This is a genomic window from Paenibacillus phytorum (assembly GCF_013141715.1).
GTDB lineage: Bacteria > Bacillota > Bacilli > Paenibacillales > NBRC-103111 > Paenibacillus_E > Paenibacillus_E phytorum.
On sequence record NZ_WHOA01000148.1, the window covers coordinates 68,540 to 90,372 of the forward strand.

The window sequence follows — 21,833 nt, forward strand, 5'->3', positions numbered from 1 at the left end:
CTCTATCCAATCTTGTGAGAATAGGGTCAAATATTGTGCCCAGTAATTAATCCCCTCGGTATGGCTCAAACAAATCAAACATAAAGTGCATAGCCTCTTCCTCATCTTTGCCTTTTGTGAGCAAACGAAGTGTTGTTCCAGCTTTGATCGGGACTAGAAGCATGCCCAAAAGACTTTTTACATCCACAATATGGTGCTTTTTATCAAGATCGAAGTCTATTGTAATGTCCGAAATAAAATGAGAAGATTTTACAGAGATGGCCGATAAATCGCCTCGTTGTAAATCTGAATGGATCTCAAATTCATGTACTCTCATATATGAACCTTCCTTTTAAATAAATTTCGGTTCAGTTGCTTTTCCTGCGATATTTCTTCCATTTGCGATAACTTCTCCTAACAACATTCAAAGCAAAGTCGGGAATGGGCATTTTACGCACCCAAGGATAATAGAAACGGTCATAGGCGCTTTTTAAATCGTCCCACATCGGACAATATTCGCTTTTCATAAAGTCAGACACGTCGACTACTAATCCTCTGCCATCATTCATCATCACATTTTTCCCATGTACGTCATGTGGGTTTAGACCTCTACTTACTGCGTAATCAAGTGCTTCATCTATGTCTGTAATGACCTCTCGTGGAATCGGAAGCCCTCGATGTAAGCATTTGTATAAAGTAACTCCGGTCAAACGGCGCAGAACCAAATAATTGTCCCCTGCATGCATGCATTCTGAAAATGCGGGATGTTTTCCTAGACGTCGATAAACTTCTGTTTCCTCTTGGATTCCCGGTCTGCCTGGCGCATATACTTTAACCACAACCTCGGGATAATTCGGATGTGAGAGTACAGCTGCATAATTACCAGAACCAACTACCTTCCATGGCTTAGGTATATAGTGTACGACAATGGGATCATAAGGTTGTTCACTGTAAAGCTCCAAATTCGGAAGCAATTGATGTTCAATTTCAATCAGCCAAGGCTTTAACATACTTCTATTTCTGCTCCCCTCCCATCAATTCTCATCCTACGTGCAGGTTACGGAATCATGGTTTGTTAATTGCTGCTATGTGTGGTATTATACAAAGATATTTGTGTAAAGTGAAGTGTTGAATATGCCCTATTATAATGATTTGCTAGATTCCCATATAAAAATGAAGCTAATCCCTTGACCCTTGGTCAAGGGATTTTTTTTCCTTGGGGAAACACTTCTGGAGGAGGTCATCATTGATGTACGACAACAACAAATCATCTTTCTGGGCAATATGGCTATCCCTCATCAGCAATATTATTCTCACCGCAATGAAAATCGTGATAGGTTTACTGTTTCACAGTGAGGTTTTATTAGCAGACGGGGTTCATAACGCAGGTGATATTATTGCCACGATCGCAGCACTCAGCGCGATGCAAATTTCCAAGCTTCCAGCCGATGAAGACCACCCCTATGGCCATGGCAAAGCAGAGGTGTTAGGTTCTGGATTTGTAGCTTTTATCCTTGCGCTAGCAGCCATTTATATTGCCTATCATTCAACAGCCGCATTTTTCCACGAACCTTTAAAACCAAGCTTAATTGCCTTTATTGCAGCAGCTCTCTCTATGGTTTGGAAATACGTCCTCTATGCGTATACGATGCGGATTGGCAGCAGAACGAACAGTAAAGGGCTGATTGCTACTGCCAAGGATCACTTGGCCGATGTTTATGCCTCACTGGCGGCAGTTATTGGAATTGGATTGGCATTTGTTGGTAAAACTTATAACATTCACTGGTTATCTTACGGAGATGCAGCGGCGGGAATTATCGTTTCATTATTAGTTTTAAGATTAGCTGTGGAAATGGGCAAGGAAGCCTTTGACGTCCTGATGGAGAAAACGGTGGATCAACAAAAGCTGCTTCAGTATACGCAGTTAATCCAATCGGTTCCACAGGTTAAACGAATTGATCGTATTCGCGCAAGGGAACACGGTCATTACATTTTAGTGGATGCCAGAGTTGCTATTCCAGGTGAGCTCACGGTCCAACAAGGTCATGATATCTCCCGTGCTATCAAGAAATCCATTATGGAACAGCATGGTGACGTAGATGAAGTCCTTATCCATTTGAACCCTTGGTACAAAGAATGACTGTCCATTTTTCATTTTATTAAAATAAGTATATAATGGGCTCAACAACACGAAAATAACAGAAAGCGGTGCTGTGATGTCAAGCAATGCTTATTATTTAATCTTTTCTGTCATATTAATAGCGGCAGTCTTATTTACAGTGATCATTGGTAACTCTCGAACAAATAAAGACGGCAATCCCGAATATGACAACAAAACCAAAGGCAATTGGTCTCGACTTACGTTCTTCTATGTTGTTGCGATTGCCCTTGGAGTGCTTGCGCTGATTCTCTATGTAGTTAACCGTACATCCACGTAAACGTAACCAAGGATAAACGACTCCGTCGTCCTTCTGGGACGAGCGCGTTTGTCAAGGTAGATGCGAAGCAAAAGTATAAAACTTATACTTTCTTATCTACTCAAAAAGACGCTAGCCAGGATCTTCATCCTGATTAGCGTCTTTTTTGTAAATCTCACTTGAAAGATCTTACTTCTCTTCAAAAAAACGAAGATAAGCGCCGTAGCCTTCCTTCTCCAGATCAGCTAACGGAATAAACCGAAGTGCAGCTGAATTAATGCAGTATCTGAGACCATTAGGCCCTGGACCATCATTAAATACGTGACCTAAGTGGGAATCAGCTTCATGACTTCGCACCTCTGTACGCACCATGAAATGACTAGTGTCTGTTTTCTCTTTCACACTTCCTTCAAAGACGGGTTTCGTGAAGCTAGGCCAGCCACAGCCCGAATCAAATTTGTCATAAGAACTGAATAATGGCTCGCCCGAAACGATGTCCACATACATGCCCTTCTCATGAGAGTCCCAGAACTCATTCTCAAATGGCCGCTCTGTCCCATTATTTTGCGTTACTTCAAATTGAATCGGTGTTAATTTTTGCTTACGTTCCGCTTTATCCTTGGCTGTGTTCCAATGCTTCTCAATATAGGAATCACGTCCTGATCCTTTGCGGTAGGCCTTGTAATGCTGCGGATTTTTGTGATGATAGTCCTGATGATAATCTTCACCGGGATAAAAGGCTTCAGCATCAATCCGAACAATCTCCGTCACGAGAGGCCGATCGAATCGACCGCTATCCTGAAGTGCTTGCTTGGAAGCTTCCGCTTTCTCTTTCTGCTCGTCACTATGGGCAAAAATCCCAGTCCGGTAAGACGATCCGCGGTCATGGAACTGACCTCCTGCATCCGTGGGATCAATCTGACGCCAAAATGTATCAAGTAATTTATCATAAGGGTATAGTTCGGGGTCAAATGTAATTTGAACCGCTTCTGCATGTCCTGTTGTTTCCGAGCATACTTCCTTGTAAGTTGGATTGCTTGTGTGACCGCCAATATAACCTGACACAACGGATATAATACCTGGCAGTTCCTCAAATGGTGTAACCATACACCAGAAACATCCACCAGCAAAAGTTGCCTTTTCATAATTGCCTTGTTGAATGTTATCAACCATTTCTACATCACCTCTTCCTTTCGAATCCCTTCTATCATACCAAAAAATGACCGAACAACCAAAAGACACCGTTCATCCAGAACGGTGTCTTCGTAATAAAGCTGATTCCTACAGGTTGTTGAAGATATCCGTAAGAACAGGAACGATTTGAGATTTACGTGAAACTACGCCCTTGAGCAGCGCTTTGTTGTCTACAAGTGTAACGTTGTAAGCTTTCTCTACAGCATCAGCTTTGCGTCCAAGAGCAAGACCAACGGAATCATTGTTAAGAATGTCTGTAACAACAAACAAGAACAAGTCCAGGTTTTTCTCAGCGATGATGGCATTAAGCGCGGATTCAATTTCAGCTTGTTGGGAAAGAACATCATTAACATCAACCGCATTCACTTGTGCGATTTCAGCTTTGTAGCTGCCCATTTGGAATTCTTTTGCGTCCAAAGAAATCAATTGTGCAACAGTTTTGTCACTTAGATCTGCTCCGGCTTTCAACATTTCCAGACCATAAGTCTCAGCGTCAACGCCAGCAATTGCAGCAAGTTCACGAGCAGCGGCAACATCTTGCTCTGTGCAAGTAGGGGATTTGAACAACAAGGAATCTGAAATGATAGCTGAAAGCATCAAACCTGCGATGTCTTTGTCGATGGAAACTCCGTTTTCTTTGTACAATTTATTTAGGATGGTCGCTGTGCAACCAACTGGCTCTGCGCGGTAGTAAAGCGGGTGGCTAGTCTCGAAGTTAGCAATACGGTGGTGGTCAATGACTTCCACAACACGTACTTGATCGATGTCTGAAGCACTTTGTTGACGTTCAACATGGTCTACCAAGATGACATTAGCTGCTTCATTCGCTACAGTCTCAACTTGACGAGGCGCTGCAACTTTAAAAGTATCCAAAGCATATTGAGTTTCACCATTCACGCTGCCAAGACGAACAGCCTCAACCTCTTGGCCTAATTTCGTTTTCAGTGCAGCATAAGCAATTGCTGATGTGATTGAATCAGTGTCCGGATTTTTATGTCCGAAAATTAGTGTTTTTGACATTGTACGACTCCTTAACCGATATAGTGTAGTTAGAGCATATAATCTCTATTTACGATTATACTAAAAAATCTCGTTAAATCCACTAAAACCAAAAGCTTTAGTGTGAATTAAAAAAATGGACTGAAACTGGTTTGGTAAGGGATGTTGATCCCAGTAGTAAAAGGGTTATAGTTGATTCAAATAATGATTGGCTCAAGCAATGTTTAGTTCAAAATAATGTTTGGTTCAAGTTGTTGTATTTTGTACAACAATAGGCAAGAAATTCCGTGAATACCACGCGATTGTTGCATAAATTACAACTTTTTCTCCCAAAAGTAGCTCCATAGAAGGAAATAAGGCTTAATTGTTGTACTGCATACAACATTCACAGCTATGTGAGGAGAAACTCACGAGAATTGTTGTACGATGTACAACATCACCTCAAAAAATTCAAGAATAGGCTGTCAAACTGGCTTCCTAATTCTCTTTCTCCTTCTAACCGGAAACAAAACCACACTCTACAAATTCACCTTCACGATTTAAAACAAACGCCTTCGGCTCTACGTTATACCAATACAGTCTAGTTAGATTGGAAACGAGACAAGGCGACTAGACTTATTGACTCTAAGTGGGTACCTTTAGTTCCTTCTTCCCGAAATTTGAAAGCTTCTGAACCCATGTAGCAAAATCATCTTCGCCAAGAACGACAATTCGACTTAGTTCATATGGCGACTGGTTTGGCGAAGCATCCCCTTCCTTCGTTGTGAAGGCATAGCGGAATGCCTCGTTTTTTAAGATCTTCAACGTATCCTCGTTGTACTCGCCAAACGGATAAGCAAAAACATCTGCGCTCCTCCCAAGCGCCTGCTCAATACGTCGGCGCGATTCCGTGATCTCCTCGCGCTGCTGTTCAATGCTGAGCTGTGGGAGATGCGGATGTGTCATGCTATGCGGCGCTATGTCCCACCCCGCCGCGCTCAGCTCTTTCACTTGTGGCCAGCTCAAGTATCCTGGCTGGCCAATGAATCCTGGCGACAGGAACAGCGTCGCCGGAAAGCCGTGCCGCTGGAGGATCGGCATCGCCACCTCAGCATTGTTCGCGTAGCCGTCATCGAACGTGAGCAGCACGGGCCTCTCCGGTGACGGCTGTTTCTTCTCGATGATGCGCGCGAAGTCGCCCAGCGTCAACGGGGTGTAGTGATGCGCAGCCAAATAGTCCATTTGGCGCGCGAGCATATCGGGGTGGAGCACGTACGTGTTCCCTGGCTCCACCCCGATGCTGTGGTAGTTCAGCACGGGAATCGCGATCCCGTGCTGCTGCTCATCCGCCGCTACTCGGGAGGCGGATGCTCGAGCTGCTGCTGGCACGAAGCATGCCAGCAAGTGCAGCGTAAGCGCGAAGACGAGTGCGAGTCTTGGCGCTCTTTGCAGATGACTCTTAGTTCTCATATCATTCATAATTCGCACATCCGATTCATGTCATACTTCTCATACTTCACTTAAATCTCATTCATCTCATACTCCGCACATTTGATTTATGTGGTATATCATGCCTCGCTTATATCTCACACATCCTATAACTCGAATTGAAATCGTATAAGTTTCCTCACATGTATTTACAGCCTCTCCGTCCCCTATGTTTAGTATGCATCACGTCTCCCCGTGAGATAAACAAAAAGGCTACCGGTTAAATCATCGGTAGCTTTTTCTTATGATTTTTCAAATAACTTTTCCCGTTTAATAAATATATTTAGGCTACAGTCACGATGATGGGCTGGTTCTTTGTAATAATTATAGTATGCTCATGCTGCGCTACAAAACTATGGTTAGGAACACTTAGCGTCCATCCATCCGCCTGCTCAACAACATAATCAGCGCTTGTTGATAGAAATGACTAAACCTTCTTTCAAAATACGTTTATCATGTTTGTTATAAAATGGAAGAATCTCTGGGGATTCGTGTATGGATCTTCCCACACCGTGGCTGCACAAATTTTTGACTACTTTGTAACCACCTTTTTCAGCTTCTATTTGGATGATTCTCCCTATTTCGTTCAACTTTACTCCGTGTTTAAGTGAATTTATGACTTTCATCATTGTATCGTGAGTATATTGGCAGAGACGAGTTACAGATAAGTCGTATGGAGGCATTTGAAAAGAATGCCCCGAATCCGCAATATAACCATTCATTTCAGCACAAACGTCGACGTTTATCAAGTCACCCTTTTGAATTTTTCTATCACTTGGTATACCATGAGCTACTTCTCTATTAATGCTAATACATGTATTGCCTGGAAAGTTAAGCATTTTTTTGGGTGCAGATACAGCACCACGGCTTTTCAAAAACAGACCACCCATATGATCTAGCTCCTGGGTCGTCATTCCGACACGTGCATTACGTTTCATTTCCATAATCGTATTTCATGACCGTAAGTTTATTAACTAAATCGACAATTTGCTCTTAAGCCTTCCGCTTATTATAACCGCGATCCTCATATGGCTGTAACTCCTCAAGCCACTTCTCTTCCAGCTTTTTCAGCGCATCGTTTTCGTCGAAGTAACCGGTCTCCTTTACTTTGAGCACTTCTAGAACCTCAAGCACAAAGGCATCGCCACCAAACTCGTTCCAATCCTTTTGAAGAAACTGGTTCCGATGTGTGCCCATTTGTAGTTCCATTAGCTTCCCATTCATAGATTTTAAATTCTTCGTGCTTATAACCCACAACTTTCCATTAATCGTATTCCGGACTTGAAATACACCGGCTTCCTTCTTCGTTTCCTTATATTGCTGCTGCAGCTCTTGTCTACGATTCATCTCGTTGGTCTCCTTTTTATTCATGTTGTTCATAGTCATCCTTTCAGCCAATATTGACTTCCGTCTGGTTGTCGATCGAGAAAGCCATATTCAATCAAATATCTGCGTATTTTGGCATAGTCGTGAAAGACTGGCTTGATCATCTCGTTTACTTCCTTTTCTCCATAATAGCGATCCTGTTCGAATCGTTTGGCAATTTCACGCAGCACAACGACTTTATGCTTTTCTTGTTGTGAAAATGAAACTAGTTCACCTGACGTGCCATCAGGGAAATACTTGTTAACGATCTTCTCGTACTCATCTTCCGTAATATTGTATCGTTCATCCACCATCTTGGCCGATTTATGAATCTCTACAAAAGCTGGCGCATGCTGGTCCTTCTCTTTCAACAGCTCCATCATCGTCACAAAAATCTTGGCTTGGCGCTCTTTCTCCTTCAATCCAAATCGATGATTCCTGATTGTTGAGGCACTGCCAATGCCCAATTCCTTTTGGATTTCACTATCGCTCTTTCCTTCATAGAAAAGCTGAAGCAAACTATTCTGATGATCAGTCAGACCTGTAAGCTTTTTATCCAACCCGATAAAATATTGAAAGACAGATCCATGCGCATGCCCAATATGCCATTTCAGATAACGCTCTGCCTCATATAAGACACCATCCTGGGGATAAATAATTCCCGCTTCCGTTCTCTTGCCGCAAAGTAAACAAATGTAACCATCATCTTCCTGAACATAGCCGCGTTTCCACTCATCGAGTGAGGCTTTCCAAAACATTTCAGACATTTCCAAAATAAACACTTCCTAATAAAGTTTGTTATATACTAGATATTATATTGTTTTGTTTATTAAAATGTCAAACCATGGAACAAAAAAAGAATCCCTTTCAGTTAAAAGGATTCCTTATTTCCTCATCCTATTTCTTTCACCCGCGAGAATTTCTCATCGCAAATAATAACTTTGGACCCTCTTCACGCCCCGTACCTGCTTCAACAAATTGCTGGTAGGCTTCGGATTCCATGGGGTAAATCGCAATTTTGCCTTCTTCATTGTAGTGGACACCCCAACCGTGCTTTTTGGGAAGCATGGATGCTCTTAAACAAGGGTGGTTTTTAGAAAAAAGCTCCTTACGAATTTCATCACTGCGAGTTTCGATTTCACTCTGAGGGATTTGCTTATGTTGCAAATGGACTTCATAAATAAGCTCGCCTTGGGTATATTTGTAAGGGTTCTGAGAAAGCAGCTCGTATTGGATCAAGTGAGCGGTTTTACTATCCTTTTTCATGGAAGGAACAATTCCTACTTCAACTGGACAGTCAGCAGAAACCTGTATAAATGTATCCTTATAACTCATATGTGCATCATCATAGGCCATCTTGGTTTATCTCCCTCCTTCTGCAAGTTGAATCAATTTATTTACGGTTTCCCAGTTCCTTGTTGTCGCGGATACACCTAGCTTTTTTTCGATAAAATTGTTGCTGAACTTTGATTCTCCGTAGTTTTTACGAATGAGTAAATACACGGTGAGCCCTTTGACGCGGAACTCGTCCACTTCATTTTGTAAGGCTTCTAATTTTGCGATAGCCGCATCGGTTGCTGAATGAGATAATAAGGTAACATATCTTTGCTCATTCGCTTCCGCATTGACTATTTGGTAAGGGGTGTTCTTTACAACCTCATGCAATTCCTCTAATGTTCGGATGACGACAGGAATATCGAAGGTAAGTTGAACCTTGAGCTCACTCACAATTCGATCACGTACGAACGCAGGGTCATCTTCCTCACAATCAAAAATGACGTTACCGCTTTGTATATACGTAATCACATTTTTATAATCCATGGATTCAAAAATGCTTCGCAGCTTTTCCATCTTAATAATCTTCTGACCACTGACATTAATTCCGCGCAAAAGCGCAATATACCTCGGCATCGCTTAACCTCACAACATTTTTTAATTCCATTATACACCAATTATGGCTTATTTGCTTTCATACTAGCCTCGATAAAGGCAGCAACACCATCTTCTTCATTACTTTGAACAATATCATCCGCCATGTCCAAAATTTCAGGATGCGCATTGGCAACGGCAACCTTGCGACCTGCCGCTAGAAACATGCCGACATCATTCAGATTGTCTCCAAAAACGGTGACATCCGCAGAGCTGCATCCCACATGCTTTGCCCACAAAAGCAATCCATTCTGCTTATTCGCTTGTGGATGGCTGAATTCGAGAAAATAATGATTATTGATATAGTTTCAGGTTGCAAGTTCATCTTAGGATTTTCAAAGGAATCCGTGATATATTATACTTTTGGTAAATACTTTTTCAGGAGTGAACAAACCATGGCGTATCCTGCTGTTACGAACTACGAAATTGCACAAGTTTGTTTACTAGCTGGTAAAATCATGTTGGAAAACGGTGGTGAAACCTATCGTGTCGAAGATACCATGACTCACGTCGCAGAAGCCTTTGGTGTACCTAATTCCCACAGCTTTGTAACGCCGACTGGCATCATTTTCTCTATAGATGGTCCTGAGCAAACCACCAGACTTATTCGTATTTCAGCCAGGTCCACCGACCTTCGTAAAGTTACAGTTGTGAATGCTATTTCTAGACGAATCAGCCAAGGGGAACTAACGCCCGAAGAAGCTTATCGGCTGCTTGAGGAAATTGATATGGCCCAGATGCGCTATCCCGCTTGGTTCCAAATACTATCCGCTGCTATCGCAAGCGGTTGTTTCTTAATCATGTTCCAAGGAGAATGGCATGATTTCCTGCCTGCATTCGTTGCTGGCGGGGCTGGGTTAGCCTTCCTTAACTATTTCAATCGGCTAGTGCCGATTAAGTTCTTTGCTGAATTTCTGGCTTCCTTACTCATTGGAACTATGGCTTTCTTGTTTGTCAAAGTGGGGTTTGGTCATGCACTTGATACCATTATTATTGGCTCTGTGATGCCGCTTGTTCCGGGGCTTCTTATTACAAATGCCGTACGCGACTTAATGGCAGGCCATTTCGTTTCTGGGGTTTCCAAAGGCGCTGAAGCCTTCTTAACGGCTTTTGCCATTGGCGCCGGCATTGCTTTTGTACTTTCATTTAATAACGGGGTGGGAATTTAGGATGATGATGATTGAGCAGCTCTTAACGAGTTTCATAGCGACTGCGGCATTCGCTATTCTTTTCAACGTTCCTAAGGGCACACTTTTGCAGTGCGGCTTCGTGGGGATGTGCGGGTGGATGTTATATGTTTCCATTCAAATGATTCCTTTAGACCCAATCCTGGCCACGTTGATTGCCTCTTTTTTCGTAACCGTTATCAGTCAATTTTTTGCGAAAATATACAAAACACCTGTTATTGTATTCAGTGTATCGGGTATCATCCCGTTAGTTCCAGGGGGCTTAGCCTATGATGCGATGCGTAACGTCGTTCTCAATCACTATGATCTGGCCGTACAGCTAGCAGCCAAAGCCTTCCTGTTATCTGGTGCTATCGCGATCGGACTAGTCTTCTCGGAGGTTCTTAATCAGCTGTTGCGACGAACAAAACATTGACCGTATTGAACTATTTGTAATAGTTCATGCCCGCTTAATAGTTTATACCTATAAAGATGATCGGTTTTATATCTTAGATTTTTCCTGCTTTTCCCTATAAAATAAGACCAGGAAGCAAGTTCATCTAATCTATGTAATGGAGTTGATCAGCCTATGAGCGAGCAAGCAAACCAGCAAATCACAACAAAGTTCAACGAAATTGCTGAGAAATATGATAGCCAGCGGAGAAAACTGATTCCTTGTTTTGATGATTTTTACCAAACAGCAACTTCACTTGTACACGTCGATCATGCATCTCCACGTATTCTTGACCTAGGAGCTGGGACCGGCCTCTTCTCCTCTTATGCACTTAGCAAATACCCAAATGCGCAAATAACGTTAATTGATCTCTCACAAAGCATGCTCGACATCGCTAAACGGCGATTTGGAGAAACCCAAGCCACGATGACCTACATTGCTGAGGATTATAGTATATTCGAGTCTTCAGAGCCTTTTGATTGCGTCATCTCATCGCTCTCCATTCACCATCTCGAGGATCAGGCTAAGCAAGATCTGTATAAAAGGATTTTTAAGCTGCTTAAACCAGGCGGGGTCTTCGTTAATGCAGATCAAGTCCAAGGCAGCAGCCCTTTCCTCGATCAATTGTACCGCTCTGATTGGGTAGCTAAAGTAGAAGCCACTGATCTCACTCAAGAAGCTCTGCAAGCTGCCTACGAAAGGACGAAGCTGGATAAAATGGCTCCCCTCGATCAACAGCTGAACTGGCTTCGGACTTGTGGCTTCATTGACGTTGACTGTGTCTACAAATATTTCAATTTCGTCGTGATGTACGCTAGAAAGACAGCTGTTTAACCTTTTTACCAAAGGGTCGGTTTAGCCACCATAAACCACATCATCGACAAAGTAATAATGACATACCAGATTAATGCCTTACGCAGCTTGTTGACTAAGAAATCTCGATTCTCGTGTGGTGCCTTGAGCTGACGAAGCAGGGGCGAGAATGCACGGGCAATAAAGTACAGCGAAGCAACCATAATGAGGACCGTGACGATTATCCATGATGTTTTCCACGTCCACGCCGTTAACCACGTGAGTAAAATCCCTGTCGCAACAAGTACGTGGCCGGCATGCTTGGTAAGCCGAACCGTAATGCGAAATGGCTCAAGGTAGTCTGGCAATTGCTCGAATGGCGCATGACGAATTCTAGCTAGTAAAGGAAACAGGATAAAATAAGGACCAATACTTAAAACAACACTAAATATATGGATATATAAAAGCAGTACGTACCAAGACAACACCATCATCCGTTCTATATGAAAATTCAACAAAACAGTGCAGATCCTTAGATCCACACTGTTTTTTTCCTACCTATTCAGCCTTTTGAAATTCATGTACCCATACTTTCATATGCGGCAGCCATGGCATTCCTGGATGCATAGCTAGAATACTATCACGGTACTCATCAACGGATGTATGACCTTCTGCTTTTGCATGCTCCACAGTCAATTCACCCAAAGCTTGTTGGTAAACGTTGGTTACTGTAAACGCAGTGCCTTGCAATTCCATCGTTTCACCGATATCTGCATAGCGTCCGTTACGTCTGCAAGCTGTTTTCTCGCCAGCAAGTACTTTGCTAACTTCAGCTTCTTTCGTAACGAGTCGGTCGATCGAACACGTTTTTGGTGGCAATGTTTCGTTCATGTTAGTTCCCTCCTTTTGGCAGTTCTCATTATAACGAATGTCACAAGCTTTGTCGAACTGCGTGGCAATCTTGTTACTCGAAATTATATTTTGCCATGATCTCGGCAATCATCTCTTTCATCGCATCCACCAATTCCGGTGGATTTTTTACTGTCGCCTCATTTCCCAATCCAAGAATAAACTTAGCGAAAAACGGGAAGTCACTCTTCGCAATATTACCATCTAGCCATCCTGTGCCATCATTTCTAATATGCAATTTAGTTACCGTCCATAATTCAGACTCGCACTTCTGGACACCTTCTTTGCTTAATTCCACATATAAAATAACTTCCTCTTCTTCCGCCTTGATAAGTGATTCCCTATTCCCAAGATGAACATGCCGAAGATCCATCGGTTTGGAAGCAGAAGAAGTAACCGCTGAATTCATTCTGTCACAACGGAATACGCGAATATCGCCGCGAAGAAAGCAATAAGCTGGACAGTACCATAAGCCATTGCTTGCATAGATGCCAATCGGTTGTATTTCCCTACTAGAGATTCCTTCTCGTGATTCATAATCGATGAGAAGAACTTTTTGATCGATAGCCCCTTCCAGCAAGATGGATAAATAGGGGGATTCCGAATGTCTTGACGGCGTTATAAAGTCAACTCGGTTCTTCATTTGATCAATACGATCTCGAACGTCTCCAGACATGTAGTTATAAAACTTGCTCAATGCCGAAGAAGATTCCGTTTTAAAGGGAAGGTATGCATAATGCCGTAGGGCATGACAGGCAAAAAATAAGGCTATGGCCTCTTCCTCGCTAAAGGCGATGGGTGGCAGGATTCTTTCATTCAACACCTGATAACCGCCGTGAGGACCCACTTCCGAATACAAGGGAACCCCTAATTCACTTAATTCCTGTAAATCTCTTAAAATCGTTCTCGATGACACCTCAAACTCTTGGGCAAGTTCCTTGACAGTAAACTTCCTTTTTCGGTTAACCGTCATCATCAATGCTAGGAGTCGTTTTGATTTGGGCATAGAAATTCTCCGTTTTTATATTTATGACAAGAACTGTCACTATTATAAGTTATTATTGACATTGAGCCCACAAGAATTTCTGGACATCAAACGAAAGAATAAAAATTTGAACTAAGGGAGCTGTTTGATCATGATTTTACAATTAACACCTTTTATTATGTTGGACGGAAATGCCAAAGAAGCGATCGATTTTTATGTACAATCATTAGATGCTAAAGTTGTCTTTATTCAAACATTTGGAGAGAGTCCGGATTCCACCGAATCATCAATACCGGAAAATGCAAGAGATCGAATAGCTCATTCGGTCTTAAAAGTCGGCCAAACAGAGCTTATGGTTTCCGATACTTTTCCAGGCCAACCCCACCCCATTGGCAATCAAGTTACTATCTGTATAACAACTTCTGAAAAGGAACAAGCTGAGCAGCTATATGAATCGTTACGACAAGACGGACAAGTGAGCTTGCCCTTGCAAGAAACTCATTTTAGCCCTGCTTACGGGATGGTAATAGACAAGTTCGGTGTAATCTTTCAAATTTTCACTGCGCGTCAACGCTAACATATTTGTTACAGTAACTGATTTTCATCCGTGGAAAAATGTCAAAAAAAACGGCTCCGTTCGCTTCATCTGCGAATGGGCCGTTTTCATATATTAATGAAAAAAGTCTAACGAATTCTCGAAAACCCTTAGCCCGCCTGCTCTTCTAAAGGTGACACACATTTTTCCAGCGGTAGGCGGAGCGTGATTCGGGTCCCATTTTTACCGTCGCTCTCGAAGAGAAATTGCGATTCCTTGCCGTAGTACATGATCATCCGTGTAACCACATTTCGCAGTCCGAACAGGTCCTTTTCCTTCTTGAGGTCTGTTGAAATACCTTCTGCCGCCAGCTTAGATGCTTCCTTTAATTTGCTGCAAATATAGGCGAGCCTTTCGTTATTGACCCCTACCCCGTTGTCGCAAACTTCAAGCACAAGCCGATTACCTTCCAAATACGAGGAAATGAAGAGTTCTCCGCCCCCACTCTGTTTTTCCAGACCGTGCAGCACAGCATTTTCCACAAGCGGCTGTAAGAGTAGCTTTAATACATGATAAGGAGCGCTTTCCTCGGCGATGTCGTACCGAACCGTAAAATGATCCAAGAACCTCAGCTGTTGGACTTTAATGTAATATTTCAAATGCTCGATGGTCTCCCCGACCGCAAACGTTTCGTTTCCCTTATTTAGGCTTAACCGGAAAAATTTCGACAGATTAAGCACCATTTCGCTGATTTCATCCGCTTCATAGTTTTTGGCCGTCCAATAGATGGAGTCTAATGTGTTATAAAGAAAATGAGGGTTGATTTGCGATTGCAAGAACTTAAGCTCCATTTTGGAAAGTAAAAGCTGCTTCTCATAGTGGTCACGAATAAGCGTCTTCTGGTTCTCAGCCATCCGGTTGAACGATTCGATAACATATCCCAGTTCATCCACGCGCGTATCTTCCAGTTGGATCGTGAAATTACCTGTACGGAGCTGTTTCATCCCATAAGCTAGCTTCCGCAGCGGGGCGGAAATCCCCCTATAGATGATCCAGGAAATCCAAACAGCTAGTACCAGACTGACGGCTAAAATCCCATAACTAAACACCTTTAGAGAGTCGGTATGGCTGCGAAGCTCCTCCAAGGGCTGCTCCATCATGAGCGACCATCCGGAAAACTTCGACTTCACGCTGATTGTAACCATTTCCGTACCGGTTTGCTGCGACTTACGGATGGACCTAACATCGTTCACGGTGTCCCAGACTTGAGGATGTACACTCGCACCCGTGCCAGTGATCGAGCTTCCGTCGCTGCCAAAAAGATAGATGTTCGCATTTTTAGAAGGAAGAAGCGGTTTCGCCAACTCGATTAGGGCGCTTTTTTTGACGGAAAGCACGAGCAGATTCGGATTAATGAGTGTCCTGTTATAAGGATCCATCGTCCGGATCAGATGAACGCTGTCTGCATCAAAGTAAGATTCACCTTCCTTCGGCGTATAAAAAACCGTGCCCCCACTGGATTCCATTAAACGCTGGTACCATTCCTGCTTCTCTGCTCCTTCGGGCAGCTTGCGCCCCCCAAGTTTAGTGGAAATGACGGTACGTGACGGCATATGGATGATGGAGATTTGGTCCACGATCAAATTGACCGTCGTCATGTTCGTTATCTGGTCCATCACTTGTGCAAAATGAACGAACGACTGCTTTTCCGGCTCCTGTCCGACGGACTGAAGGGTCGTGTTCATGTTCATATCGAATGCGATCAGCGATGAGAGTTGTTCGAGGTTCTGCAGTGTGAGGTCGATGTAATCCGTCATCGTATGCAGAGCCCCTTGTGTCCTCTCACCCGTTTGTACTTCTAAGATCGTCTGTGATTTTGAGATGGCAAAAAGACTGAAGCCGGCGAGCGGAAGCAGAATCAGTAAAAAGTACCATGTTAGCCGAATCTGAATATAACCGACCAGTATTTTACGCACTTTGGGCAGGATTTCTTTTAACATATTGGTGGTCCCTCCATTCGTGCCCTGTCACTTTCCGGCTACTTGCCGGTTTCTCGCCACCACTCGTTCACTTCTCCGGTTATTTCATCACCGCCAGCATCCTTCCATTTCTTCACAAAGGCATCGAATTCCTCGACGGGACTCAACCCAGCGATGATTCGCGTAAAAGTCTCTTCTTGCAGCTTGGATAGCTTGACGTTATGCTTGCCCATTGCGGGTGTTGGTGGTCCATTAAACCGATCTTCCATCAGATTGCTTTCGATTCGCTGCAGGTTTTCGTATAGATGGAATTGCTCGCCGAGTCCCTCCAGCCGTTCCCGCGTTATGTCCCGCTCTGCCGTATCGACCAACGATCCATAGATACCCCGGTACCCATGCTTCGTGTGTTCATCAAACCGGATAGAAAGCTTTCCGTTCACTCGGGTCCAAATTTCATTTTCAAAACCGAGCTTCAGGCTTGTTTGACCGGGGCCAGCGATAAAATCGAGAAATTTGACAACCGCTTCCGCGTTTTGACTCTTGACGGGCACAACATTGTAAGAACGGACGTTTGAAGTACTGTAGACGCCGTGTTTACCGTTCGGTCCGACCGGGAAATCAAGCGGGATCCATACCGCTTTCGGATCGTTTTTGCGGTTAGCCGCAATGTGGGTGCGTGTGTCAGACCAGGCCGCGGAATATAAGCCGACCCTGCCGGTCGCAACTTTTTCGCCAAGTACATCGATTTTATTGAGCGGGAACTCCGGGTCCAGAATATTCTGGTCGTACAAGCTGCGAAGATAAATGAGTGCTTCTTTCATTTCTGGGAGGATACCGGAGTAAACCAACTTACCATCCCGCTCATACCAAGCGTTCATTTGTACGCCGAAGGCGCCGAGAAATGGCGACGTTCTCCTGAGACGCTCCAGGATCGAGAGGCCAAAGGTATCCTTCCTTCCGTTTCCGTCCGGGTCTCCTTCGGCGAAAGCTTTCATCACCGCAGTAAACTCTTCGATTGTTCGCGGAGGCTGCAGGCCGAGCTTGTCCAGCCAGTCTTTTCGTGCGTAAACGATTTCAGTTCCCTTCACTTCATTTAGACTGGGTATTGCGTATATTTGGCCATTGACGGTTACGTTGTCCCAAGCTTCTTTTGGGATTTTGGCTTTCAGGTTCGCCCCATACTTTTCAATATAGTCATTCAAAGGCGTGAGCGCCTTTTGATTCACGAAATTGATAAACCAAGAAGGATTGCTCGTGTTCAGCAGATCTGGAGGCTCCCCAGACGTCATAATCACGTTTAGCTTTTCATCATATCCATTCAGCGGCGGTAGCGTCACATTCACCTGTACGCCGATGTTTCTCTCGATATAGTTCAGGTAGGGGTTGTTATTCTCATCCATTCCTTCTGGAAAGTTCATGCCTAGGCTGTTCACGACGATTCGTATGACCGGTTCCTGTACAGCTTCCGAAACTTTATCTTGGTTCATTAACCATTCCGGAAAGCTGCATCCGGAGGTAGCGAAGCACGTGAGTAAGGCTAGAATGGCCGCTCTTTTTCTTTTCATTACTCAACCACCCCTTCAGGCATAATGAAACCGGCATTCAATCGGCCAAAATCTTCTGTAAAACCGGCGTCAGCCCATCAGCCATTCGCAAAAAGCCAAGGTCGGTCGGATGGACTCCGTCAACGGTACATTCGTGCGCGTCCTCACCCAGCAGGTTAGATCCGTCGTAAAAATAAATGTTGGCATCGCCCAGCTCACGCTGCTGCTCTACGGTTCGGAGCTGGACTTGTTTGCGTTCCGCCCGATCTTTCGCCATTTGATCATGAAATTTTTCCTTAGCATAGGTGATGCGCGAGATTACTAGGATTGGAGTCAACGGGTGTTTATCTCGATAGATCGATATGAACTCGGGCAGTGTTGTCTGAAGCAGTTCAGTAGAAACACAGTTCGCCTCATAATCCAGTATCAGGCATGCAGGGTTCGGGATGTCCGAAAGGATATGAGCGAGTTCTGGTTCTCCTTTACCGTTGCCGGAAAAGCCCAGGTTGAGAAACTCCCTATTGATGCGGCGTGACATGATATTCGTATAAGCCATACCCGGACGGGCTGCGCAGCCGCCTTGTGTGATTGAAGTGCCGTAGACGATGATCTTCCCGCTATTTTCGTAAGCCGGTGGCGGAGCGATCTGCGCTTCCCGTTCCAAGCCGATCCAAACTTCCTCTACGCCTTGGTAGAGTGGGAAATTCAGCGTAATAATCCGGCTCTCCCGCTCCATATCCTTAAAAATAATAGCTTCGTATTCGGCCAGCGAGTGATCATAGACGGTTGTGCCGTAATATAGCTGCTCTCCCGGACCTCCAATGTAGCAGTCAAACCCGCACTGCCCTGTAGCCGTCATATGATACATATTGGCAGTCCCTGTCAGTTTTACTTTAACGCTCAAAGAAGTGGCATCCGTCTCGAAGCGGATTTGACCGCCAGCGGTGCAATTCGCCAATTGGGCTACCGCTTCCGGAATTTTCCAATCTGGTTTTGCCGGCAGCCGGCGGTAACGTCTTTCTTCGTGCAGCCAGCCGAAACCGGCAATATGAAATGGCTTCTCTAGCGGTGAATACCAATTAACATGATTGTCGCCGGATTGCTGAATTCGCATGTTTGCGTCCAACTGCACAGCGTTAACAGGTTGTTGTTGATTTGACATCATACATTCCTCCTCTACTTACTCCTTAAAATCCACACACATTGTAGGGCTTTGTTATCCATTTTCGACTCCGATCCAGCAATCCCTTTTTTTCATAGCCAATGGTTATTAAAGTACCAAAAGAAGTCATGGTCCTCCGCTGTGGCCTCGTTCCCGCTGTATTACAATGAGGATAACCTGTGAAATCCTGCAGGTGAGGAGGAAAAAGGAGGGAATATTTCCGTTGCCACACAAGAACAGCAACCACAACATTCAAGAATTTCATGCCGATATCGTCGTGATTGGCGGAGGAACCGGCGGCTGCGCAGCCGCGCTTGCCGCCGCCAAATCGGGCAAGACGGTGATCATGACCGAGGAAACCGATTGGATTGGAGGGCAATTAACGAGCCAGGCTGTTCCGCCAGATGAACACCCATGGATTGAACAATTCGGCTGCACCCGCACGTACCGGCAGTTCCGGGATGGGGTGCGTGATTATTACCGACGCCATTTTCCCCTTACCGAAGAGGCACGGTCCCGCATTCATCTTAATCCCGGGAACGGTGGCGTTTCGCGATTGTGCCATGAGTCACGCGCAGCATTGGCAGTTCTGCAGGAAATGCTGGCTCCTTATATTCACAGCGGGAGGCTGCAAATTCTTACCCGTCATCGCGCCGAATCGGCTTCCGTGGACGGAGATGACGTACGAACGGTAACGGTACGGAATTTGCTGACCGGGGAACTCGTGGAGCTATCCGCCGCCTACTTCCTTGACGCAACGGAATGTGGAGATGTTCTGCCGCTTGCAGGGGCGGAATATGTGACTGGGGCGGAGTCCAAGAGCCAAACCGGGGAACCACATGCCGTAGAAGGTGAAGCTCTTCCGCAGGACATGCAGGGATTTACATACTGCTTTGCTATGGACTACATCGAAGGCGAAGACCACACCATCGAACGTCCAGAGCGCTATGATTTCTGGCGGCAGTATAAAGCCGATTTTTGGCCAGATCGGCTGCTAAGCTGGTCCGGCGTACGCCCTCATACGCTAGAGCATGTCACTTATGAACTTTTTGAAGGGACGGAAAAGTACTCTCTGTTCTACTATCGGCGCATCATCGACAGCAGAAACTTCGAGCAAGGCTTTTATCCCGGTAGCATTACACTGGTCAACTGGCCGCAGAATGACTACTGGCTTGGTTCGGTCATCGACGTGAGCAATGAGGATAGAGAACGGAATCTGTGGGATGCGAAGCAGCTTAGCCTCTCATTGCTTTACTGGCTGCAAACGGAAGCGCCTCGGCCGGACGGGGGTTTCGGCTACCCTGGACTTCGTCTGCGCAAAGATATCGTCGGCACCGAGGACGGACTGGCCATGTCTCCGTACATGCGGGAGTCACGCAGGATCAAAGCCCAGTTTACCGTACTGGAGCAGCATGTTAGCACAGCATGCCGACCCGATGGGAAAGCAGAGCAATTCGCCGATTCTGTCGGCATCGGCTGTTACCGAATTGACCTGCATCCGAGCACGGGAAATCGCCATTATATCGATGTCTCCTCCCTGCCGTTTCAGATTCCACTGGGCAGCCTGATTCCTGTCCGCATAAATAATCTGCTTCCCGCTTGCAAAAATCTTGGCGTCACCCATATCACAAATGGCTGCTACAGGCTCCATCCGGTTGAATGGAACATCGGTGAAGCTGCTGGTTTTCTGGCAAGCCGCTGTATCGACCGTGAACTCCTGCCCCGCGAGGTGCGTAGCATGGAGTCTGAGCTTCGAGACTTCCAGAATATGCTTGTAAGCTATGGGATTGAGCTGGCTTGGCCAACCATTCATTCGGTCTAACAATAACCATTCTAGAGACGAGGAGATTTTCAAATGAGCAAAGTACGTATAGCGGTCATCGGAGCCGGATCCATTTCCGAAATGCATTTAAAATCATACCAAAATAATCCAGACGCTGAGCTTTATGCTATTTGCGACCTGAATGAAGAACGCGCTAAAGCGAAAGCCGAGAAATACGGCATAACACGTATTTACACGGACTACAAGGAATTACTTGCCGATCCAGAAGTCGATGCCGTCAGCATCTGTACGTGGAACAATAGCCATGCGCCGATCTCCATGGCTGCATTGGATGCCGGCAAAAACGTGCTTACCGAAAAACCGCTCTGCAAGACGGTGGGCGAAGCGCTGGCCGTGGAGGAAGCAGTCCACCGCTCTGGCAAAACGCTTCAGGTCGGCTTCGTCCGCAGATATGCTTCTAATACACGTATCATCAAATCGTTTCTAGAAAACGATGAACTCGGTGAAATTTACTACGCTAAAGCTTCGTGCATTCGTCGTCTCGGTAATCCGGGCGGCTGGTTTTCAGATGTTGAGCGTTCAGGCGGCGGTCCGCTGATTGATGTAGGTGTCCACGTTATCGACCTTTGCTGGTACCTGATGGGCCGACCGAAGGTGAAGTCAGTCTCCGGCAATACCTACAAAAGACTTGGCAATCGCGCCAACGTGAAAAACCTTGCCTTTTACAAGGCAGCTGACTATGACTCTTCCCGCAATACCGTAGAGGATATGGCGAATGCGCTGATTCGTTTCGAGAATGGCGCCTCCATCCTTGTAGACGTAAGCTTCACGCTTCATGCGAAGGAAGACGAGCTTACCGTGAAGCTGTATGGCGACAAAGGCGGTGCCGAACTGGAGCCTCAGCTATCCATCATTACGGAGAAGCATGATACCATCTTGAACATCACTCCGCAAATCAATAACCTGTCTTTTGATTTTGTTGCTGGGTTTCAGGATGAAATCAATTATTTCATTGAAGTATGCCAAGGAAAAAAAGAAACCATCTCTCCTGTTCAAGACGGTGTTGAAATGATGAAAATCCTTTGCGGTATCTATGAATCTAGCGAAAAAGGCGAAGAAATACACTTCTAAATAAGCAGCTTACGACAAAACTCAAATAGCATCGGTTCACAAC

Annotated in this window: 25 protein-coding genes; 8 read left to right on the top strand and 17 right to left on the bottom strand. The window is 44.9% G+C overall.

Annotated elements, in window-relative coordinates; all coding sequences use genetic code 11:
- Positions 1-46: 46 nt before the first annotated feature.
- Both GC098_RS22705 and GC098_RS22710 read right to left on the bottom strand, forming a co-directional pair.
- Positions 47-316, bottom strand: coding sequence for an HPr family phosphocarrier protein (locus GC098_RS22705; RefSeq protein ID WP_171645497.1), 270 nt, complete (start codon positions 314-316; stop codon positions 47-49).
- Positions 317-347: 31 nt separating this feature from the next.
- Positions 348-989, bottom strand: a complete 642-nt coding sequence (locus tag GC098_RS22710; protein WP_171645498.1) for a serine/threonine-protein kinase — start codon at positions 987-989, stop codon at positions 348-350.
- Between the two features lie 239 nt (positions 990-1,228).
- Here GC098_RS22710 and GC098_RS22715 point away from each other — a divergent pair, with 239 nt between their 5' ends.
- Positions 1,229-2,119, top strand: a complete 891-nt coding sequence (locus GC098_RS22715) for a cation diffusion facilitator family transporter (protein ID WP_171645499.1) — start codon at positions 1,229-1,231, stop codon at positions 2,117-2,119.
- Between the two features lie 76 nt (positions 2,120-2,195).
- Positions 2,196-2,417 (top strand): hypothetical protein, encoded by a 222-nt coding sequence (locus GC098_RS22720; RefSeq protein ID WP_171645599.1) that lies wholly within the window; start codon positions 2,196-2,198, stop codon positions 2,415-2,417.
- A 168-nt stretch (positions 2,418-2,585) separates the two neighbouring features.
- On the opposite strand, the gene msrB is transcribed toward GC098_RS22720, so the two are convergent.
- The 9 genes from msrB to GC098_RS22765 all read right to left on the bottom strand — a co-directional run bounded on the left by msrB (position 2,586) and on the right by GC098_RS22765 (position 9,652).
- Complete coding sequence (msrB, locus tag GC098_RS22725) at positions 2,586-3,569, bottom strand: peptide-methionine (R)-S-oxide reductase MsrB (RefSeq protein ID WP_171645500.1); 984 nt, start codon at positions 3,567-3,569, stop codon at positions 2,586-2,588.
- A 108-nt stretch (positions 3,570-3,677) separates the two neighbouring features.
- Positions 3,678-4,610: a manganese-dependent inorganic pyrophosphatase gene (locus tag GC098_RS22730; RefSeq protein ID WP_171645501.1), complete on the bottom strand. Its 933-nt coding sequence runs from the start codon at positions 4,608-4,610 to the stop codon at positions 3,678-3,680.
- Positions 4,611-5,213: 603 nt separating this feature from the next.
- A complete protein-coding gene (locus GC098_RS22735) occupies positions 5,214-6,047 on the bottom strand; it encodes a polysaccharide deacetylase family protein (RefSeq protein WP_246358845.1) in 834 nt (277 codons plus the stop codon).
- A 413-nt stretch (positions 6,048-6,460) separates the two neighbouring features.
- A complete protein-coding gene (gene map, locus GC098_RS22740) occupies positions 6,461-7,000 on the bottom strand; it encodes a type I methionyl aminopeptidase (protein WP_246358847.1) in 540 nt (179 codons plus the stop codon).
- A 49-nt stretch (positions 7,001-7,049) separates the two neighbouring features.
- Positions 7,050-7,403 carry a GIY-YIG nuclease family protein gene (locus GC098_RS22745; RefSeq protein WP_171645502.1) on the bottom strand — a complete coding sequence of 118 codons (354 nt, stop codon included), beginning with the start codon at positions 7,401-7,403 and terminating at the stop codon, positions 7,050-7,052.
- A gap of 35 nt (positions 7,404-7,438) precedes the next feature.
- Positions 7,439-8,194 (bottom strand): DUF2087 domain-containing protein, encoded by a 756-nt coding sequence (locus tag GC098_RS22750; RefSeq protein WP_171645503.1) that lies wholly within the window; start codon positions 8,192-8,194, stop codon positions 7,439-7,441.
- A gap of 133 nt (positions 8,195-8,327) precedes the next feature.
- A complete protein-coding gene (locus GC098_RS22755) occupies positions 8,328-8,777 on the bottom strand; it encodes a DUF6157 family protein (protein ID WP_246358849.1) in 450 nt (149 codons plus the stop codon).
- Between the two features lie 6 nt (positions 8,778-8,783).
- On the bottom strand, positions 8,784-9,332 hold the full coding sequence (locus GC098_RS22760) for a DUF1697 domain-containing protein (RefSeq protein ID WP_171645504.1): 549 nt from the start codon (positions 9,330-9,332) through the stop codon (positions 8,784-8,786).
- A 41-nt stretch (positions 9,333-9,373) separates the two neighbouring features.
- Positions 9,374-9,652: an HAD family hydrolase gene (locus tag GC098_RS22765; RefSeq protein ID WP_171645602.1), complete on the bottom strand. Its 279-nt coding sequence runs from the start codon at positions 9,650-9,652 to the stop codon at positions 9,374-9,376.
- Positions 9,653-9,745: 93 nt separating this feature from the next.
- On the opposite strand from GC098_RS22765, the gene GC098_RS22770 reads away from it, so the two are divergent.
- The 3 genes from GC098_RS22770 (at position 9,746) to GC098_RS22780 (ending at position 11,804) form a co-directional block, all read left to right on the top strand.
- The gene (locus tag GC098_RS22770; RefSeq protein WP_171645505.1) at positions 9,746-10,519 is read left to right on the top strand and encodes a threonine/serine exporter family protein; all 774 of its coding nucleotides are present in this window, start codon (positions 9,746-9,748) and stop codon (positions 10,517-10,519) included.
- Between the two features lie 4 nt (positions 10,520-10,523).
- A complete protein-coding gene (locus GC098_RS22775; RefSeq protein WP_047677780.1) occupies positions 10,524-10,952 on the top strand; it encodes a threonine/serine exporter family protein in 429 nt (142 codons plus the stop codon).
- Positions 10,953-11,105: 153 nt separating this feature from the next.
- On the top strand, positions 11,106-11,804 hold the full coding sequence (locus tag GC098_RS22780) for a class I SAM-dependent methyltransferase (RefSeq protein WP_171645506.1): 699 nt from the start codon (positions 11,106-11,108) through the stop codon (positions 11,802-11,804).
- A 5-nt stretch (positions 11,805-11,809) separates the two neighbouring features.
- Here GC098_RS22780 and GC098_RS22785 read toward each other — a convergent pair whose 3' ends face one another.
- The 3 genes from GC098_RS22785 to GC098_RS22795 all read right to left on the bottom strand — a co-directional run bounded on the left by GC098_RS22785 (position 11,810) and on the right by GC098_RS22795 (position 13,677).
- Positions 11,810-12,280 (bottom strand): DUF2269 family protein, encoded by a 471-nt coding sequence (locus tag GC098_RS22785; RefSeq protein ID WP_246358853.1) that lies wholly within the window; start codon positions 12,278-12,280, stop codon positions 11,810-11,812.
- Positions 12,281-12,320: 40 nt separating this feature from the next.
- Positions 12,321-12,653 carry an ASCH domain-containing protein gene (locus GC098_RS22790; RefSeq protein ID WP_171645507.1) on the bottom strand — a complete coding sequence of 111 codons (333 nt, stop codon included), beginning with the start codon at positions 12,651-12,653 and terminating at the stop codon, positions 12,321-12,323.
- A 73-nt stretch (positions 12,654-12,726) separates the two neighbouring features.
- Positions 12,727-13,677: a helix-turn-helix transcriptional regulator gene (locus GC098_RS22795; protein ID WP_171645508.1), complete on the bottom strand. Its 951-nt coding sequence runs from the start codon at positions 13,675-13,677 to the stop codon at positions 12,727-12,729.
- Positions 13,678-13,807: 130 nt separating this feature from the next.
- Between GC098_RS22795 and GC098_RS22800 the strand changes: the two genes are divergently transcribed.
- Positions 13,808-14,233 carry a VOC family protein gene (locus tag GC098_RS22800; RefSeq protein WP_171645509.1) on the top strand — a complete coding sequence of 142 codons (426 nt, stop codon included), beginning with the start codon at positions 13,808-13,810 and terminating at the stop codon, positions 14,231-14,233.
- 128 nt (positions 14,234-14,361) lie between these two features.
- Here GC098_RS22800 and GC098_RS22805 read toward each other — a convergent pair whose 3' ends face one another.
- The 3 genes from GC098_RS22805 to GC098_RS22815 are packed head-to-tail and all read right to left on the bottom strand — an operon-like array spanning position 14,362 to position 18,876.
- Positions 14,362-16,191: a cache domain-containing sensor histidine kinase gene (locus tag GC098_RS22805; protein ID WP_171645510.1), complete on the bottom strand. Its 1,830-nt coding sequence runs from the start codon at positions 16,189-16,191 to the stop codon at positions 14,362-14,364.
- Positions 16,192-16,229: 38 nt separating this feature from the next.
- Positions 16,230-17,735 carry an extracellular solute-binding protein gene (locus tag GC098_RS22810; RefSeq protein ID WP_171645511.1) on the bottom strand — a complete coding sequence of 502 codons (1,506 nt, stop codon included), beginning with the start codon at positions 17,733-17,735 and terminating at the stop codon, positions 16,230-16,232.
- 37 nt (positions 17,736-17,772) lie between these two features.
- On the bottom strand, positions 17,773-18,876 hold the full coding sequence (locus GC098_RS22815) for an SGNH/GDSL hydrolase family protein (RefSeq protein WP_171645512.1): 1,104 nt from the start codon (positions 18,874-18,876) through the stop codon (positions 17,773-17,775).
- A gap of 250 nt (positions 18,877-19,126) precedes the next feature.
- Between GC098_RS22815 and GC098_RS22820 the strand changes: the two genes are divergently transcribed.
- Together GC098_RS22820 and GC098_RS22825 are read left to right on the top strand one after the other, a co-directional pair.
- The gene (locus GC098_RS22820; protein WP_312880292.1) at positions 19,127-20,698 is read left to right on the top strand and encodes an FAD-dependent oxidoreductase; all 1,572 of its coding nucleotides are present in this window, start codon (positions 19,127-19,129) and stop codon (positions 20,696-20,698) included.
- A gap of 33 nt (positions 20,699-20,731) precedes the next feature.
- On the top strand, positions 20,732-21,790 hold the full coding sequence (locus GC098_RS22825; RefSeq protein ID WP_171645514.1) for a Gfo/Idh/MocA family protein: 1,059 nt from the start codon (positions 20,732-20,734) through the stop codon (positions 21,788-21,790).
- Positions 21,791-21,833: the final 43 nt, after the last annotated feature.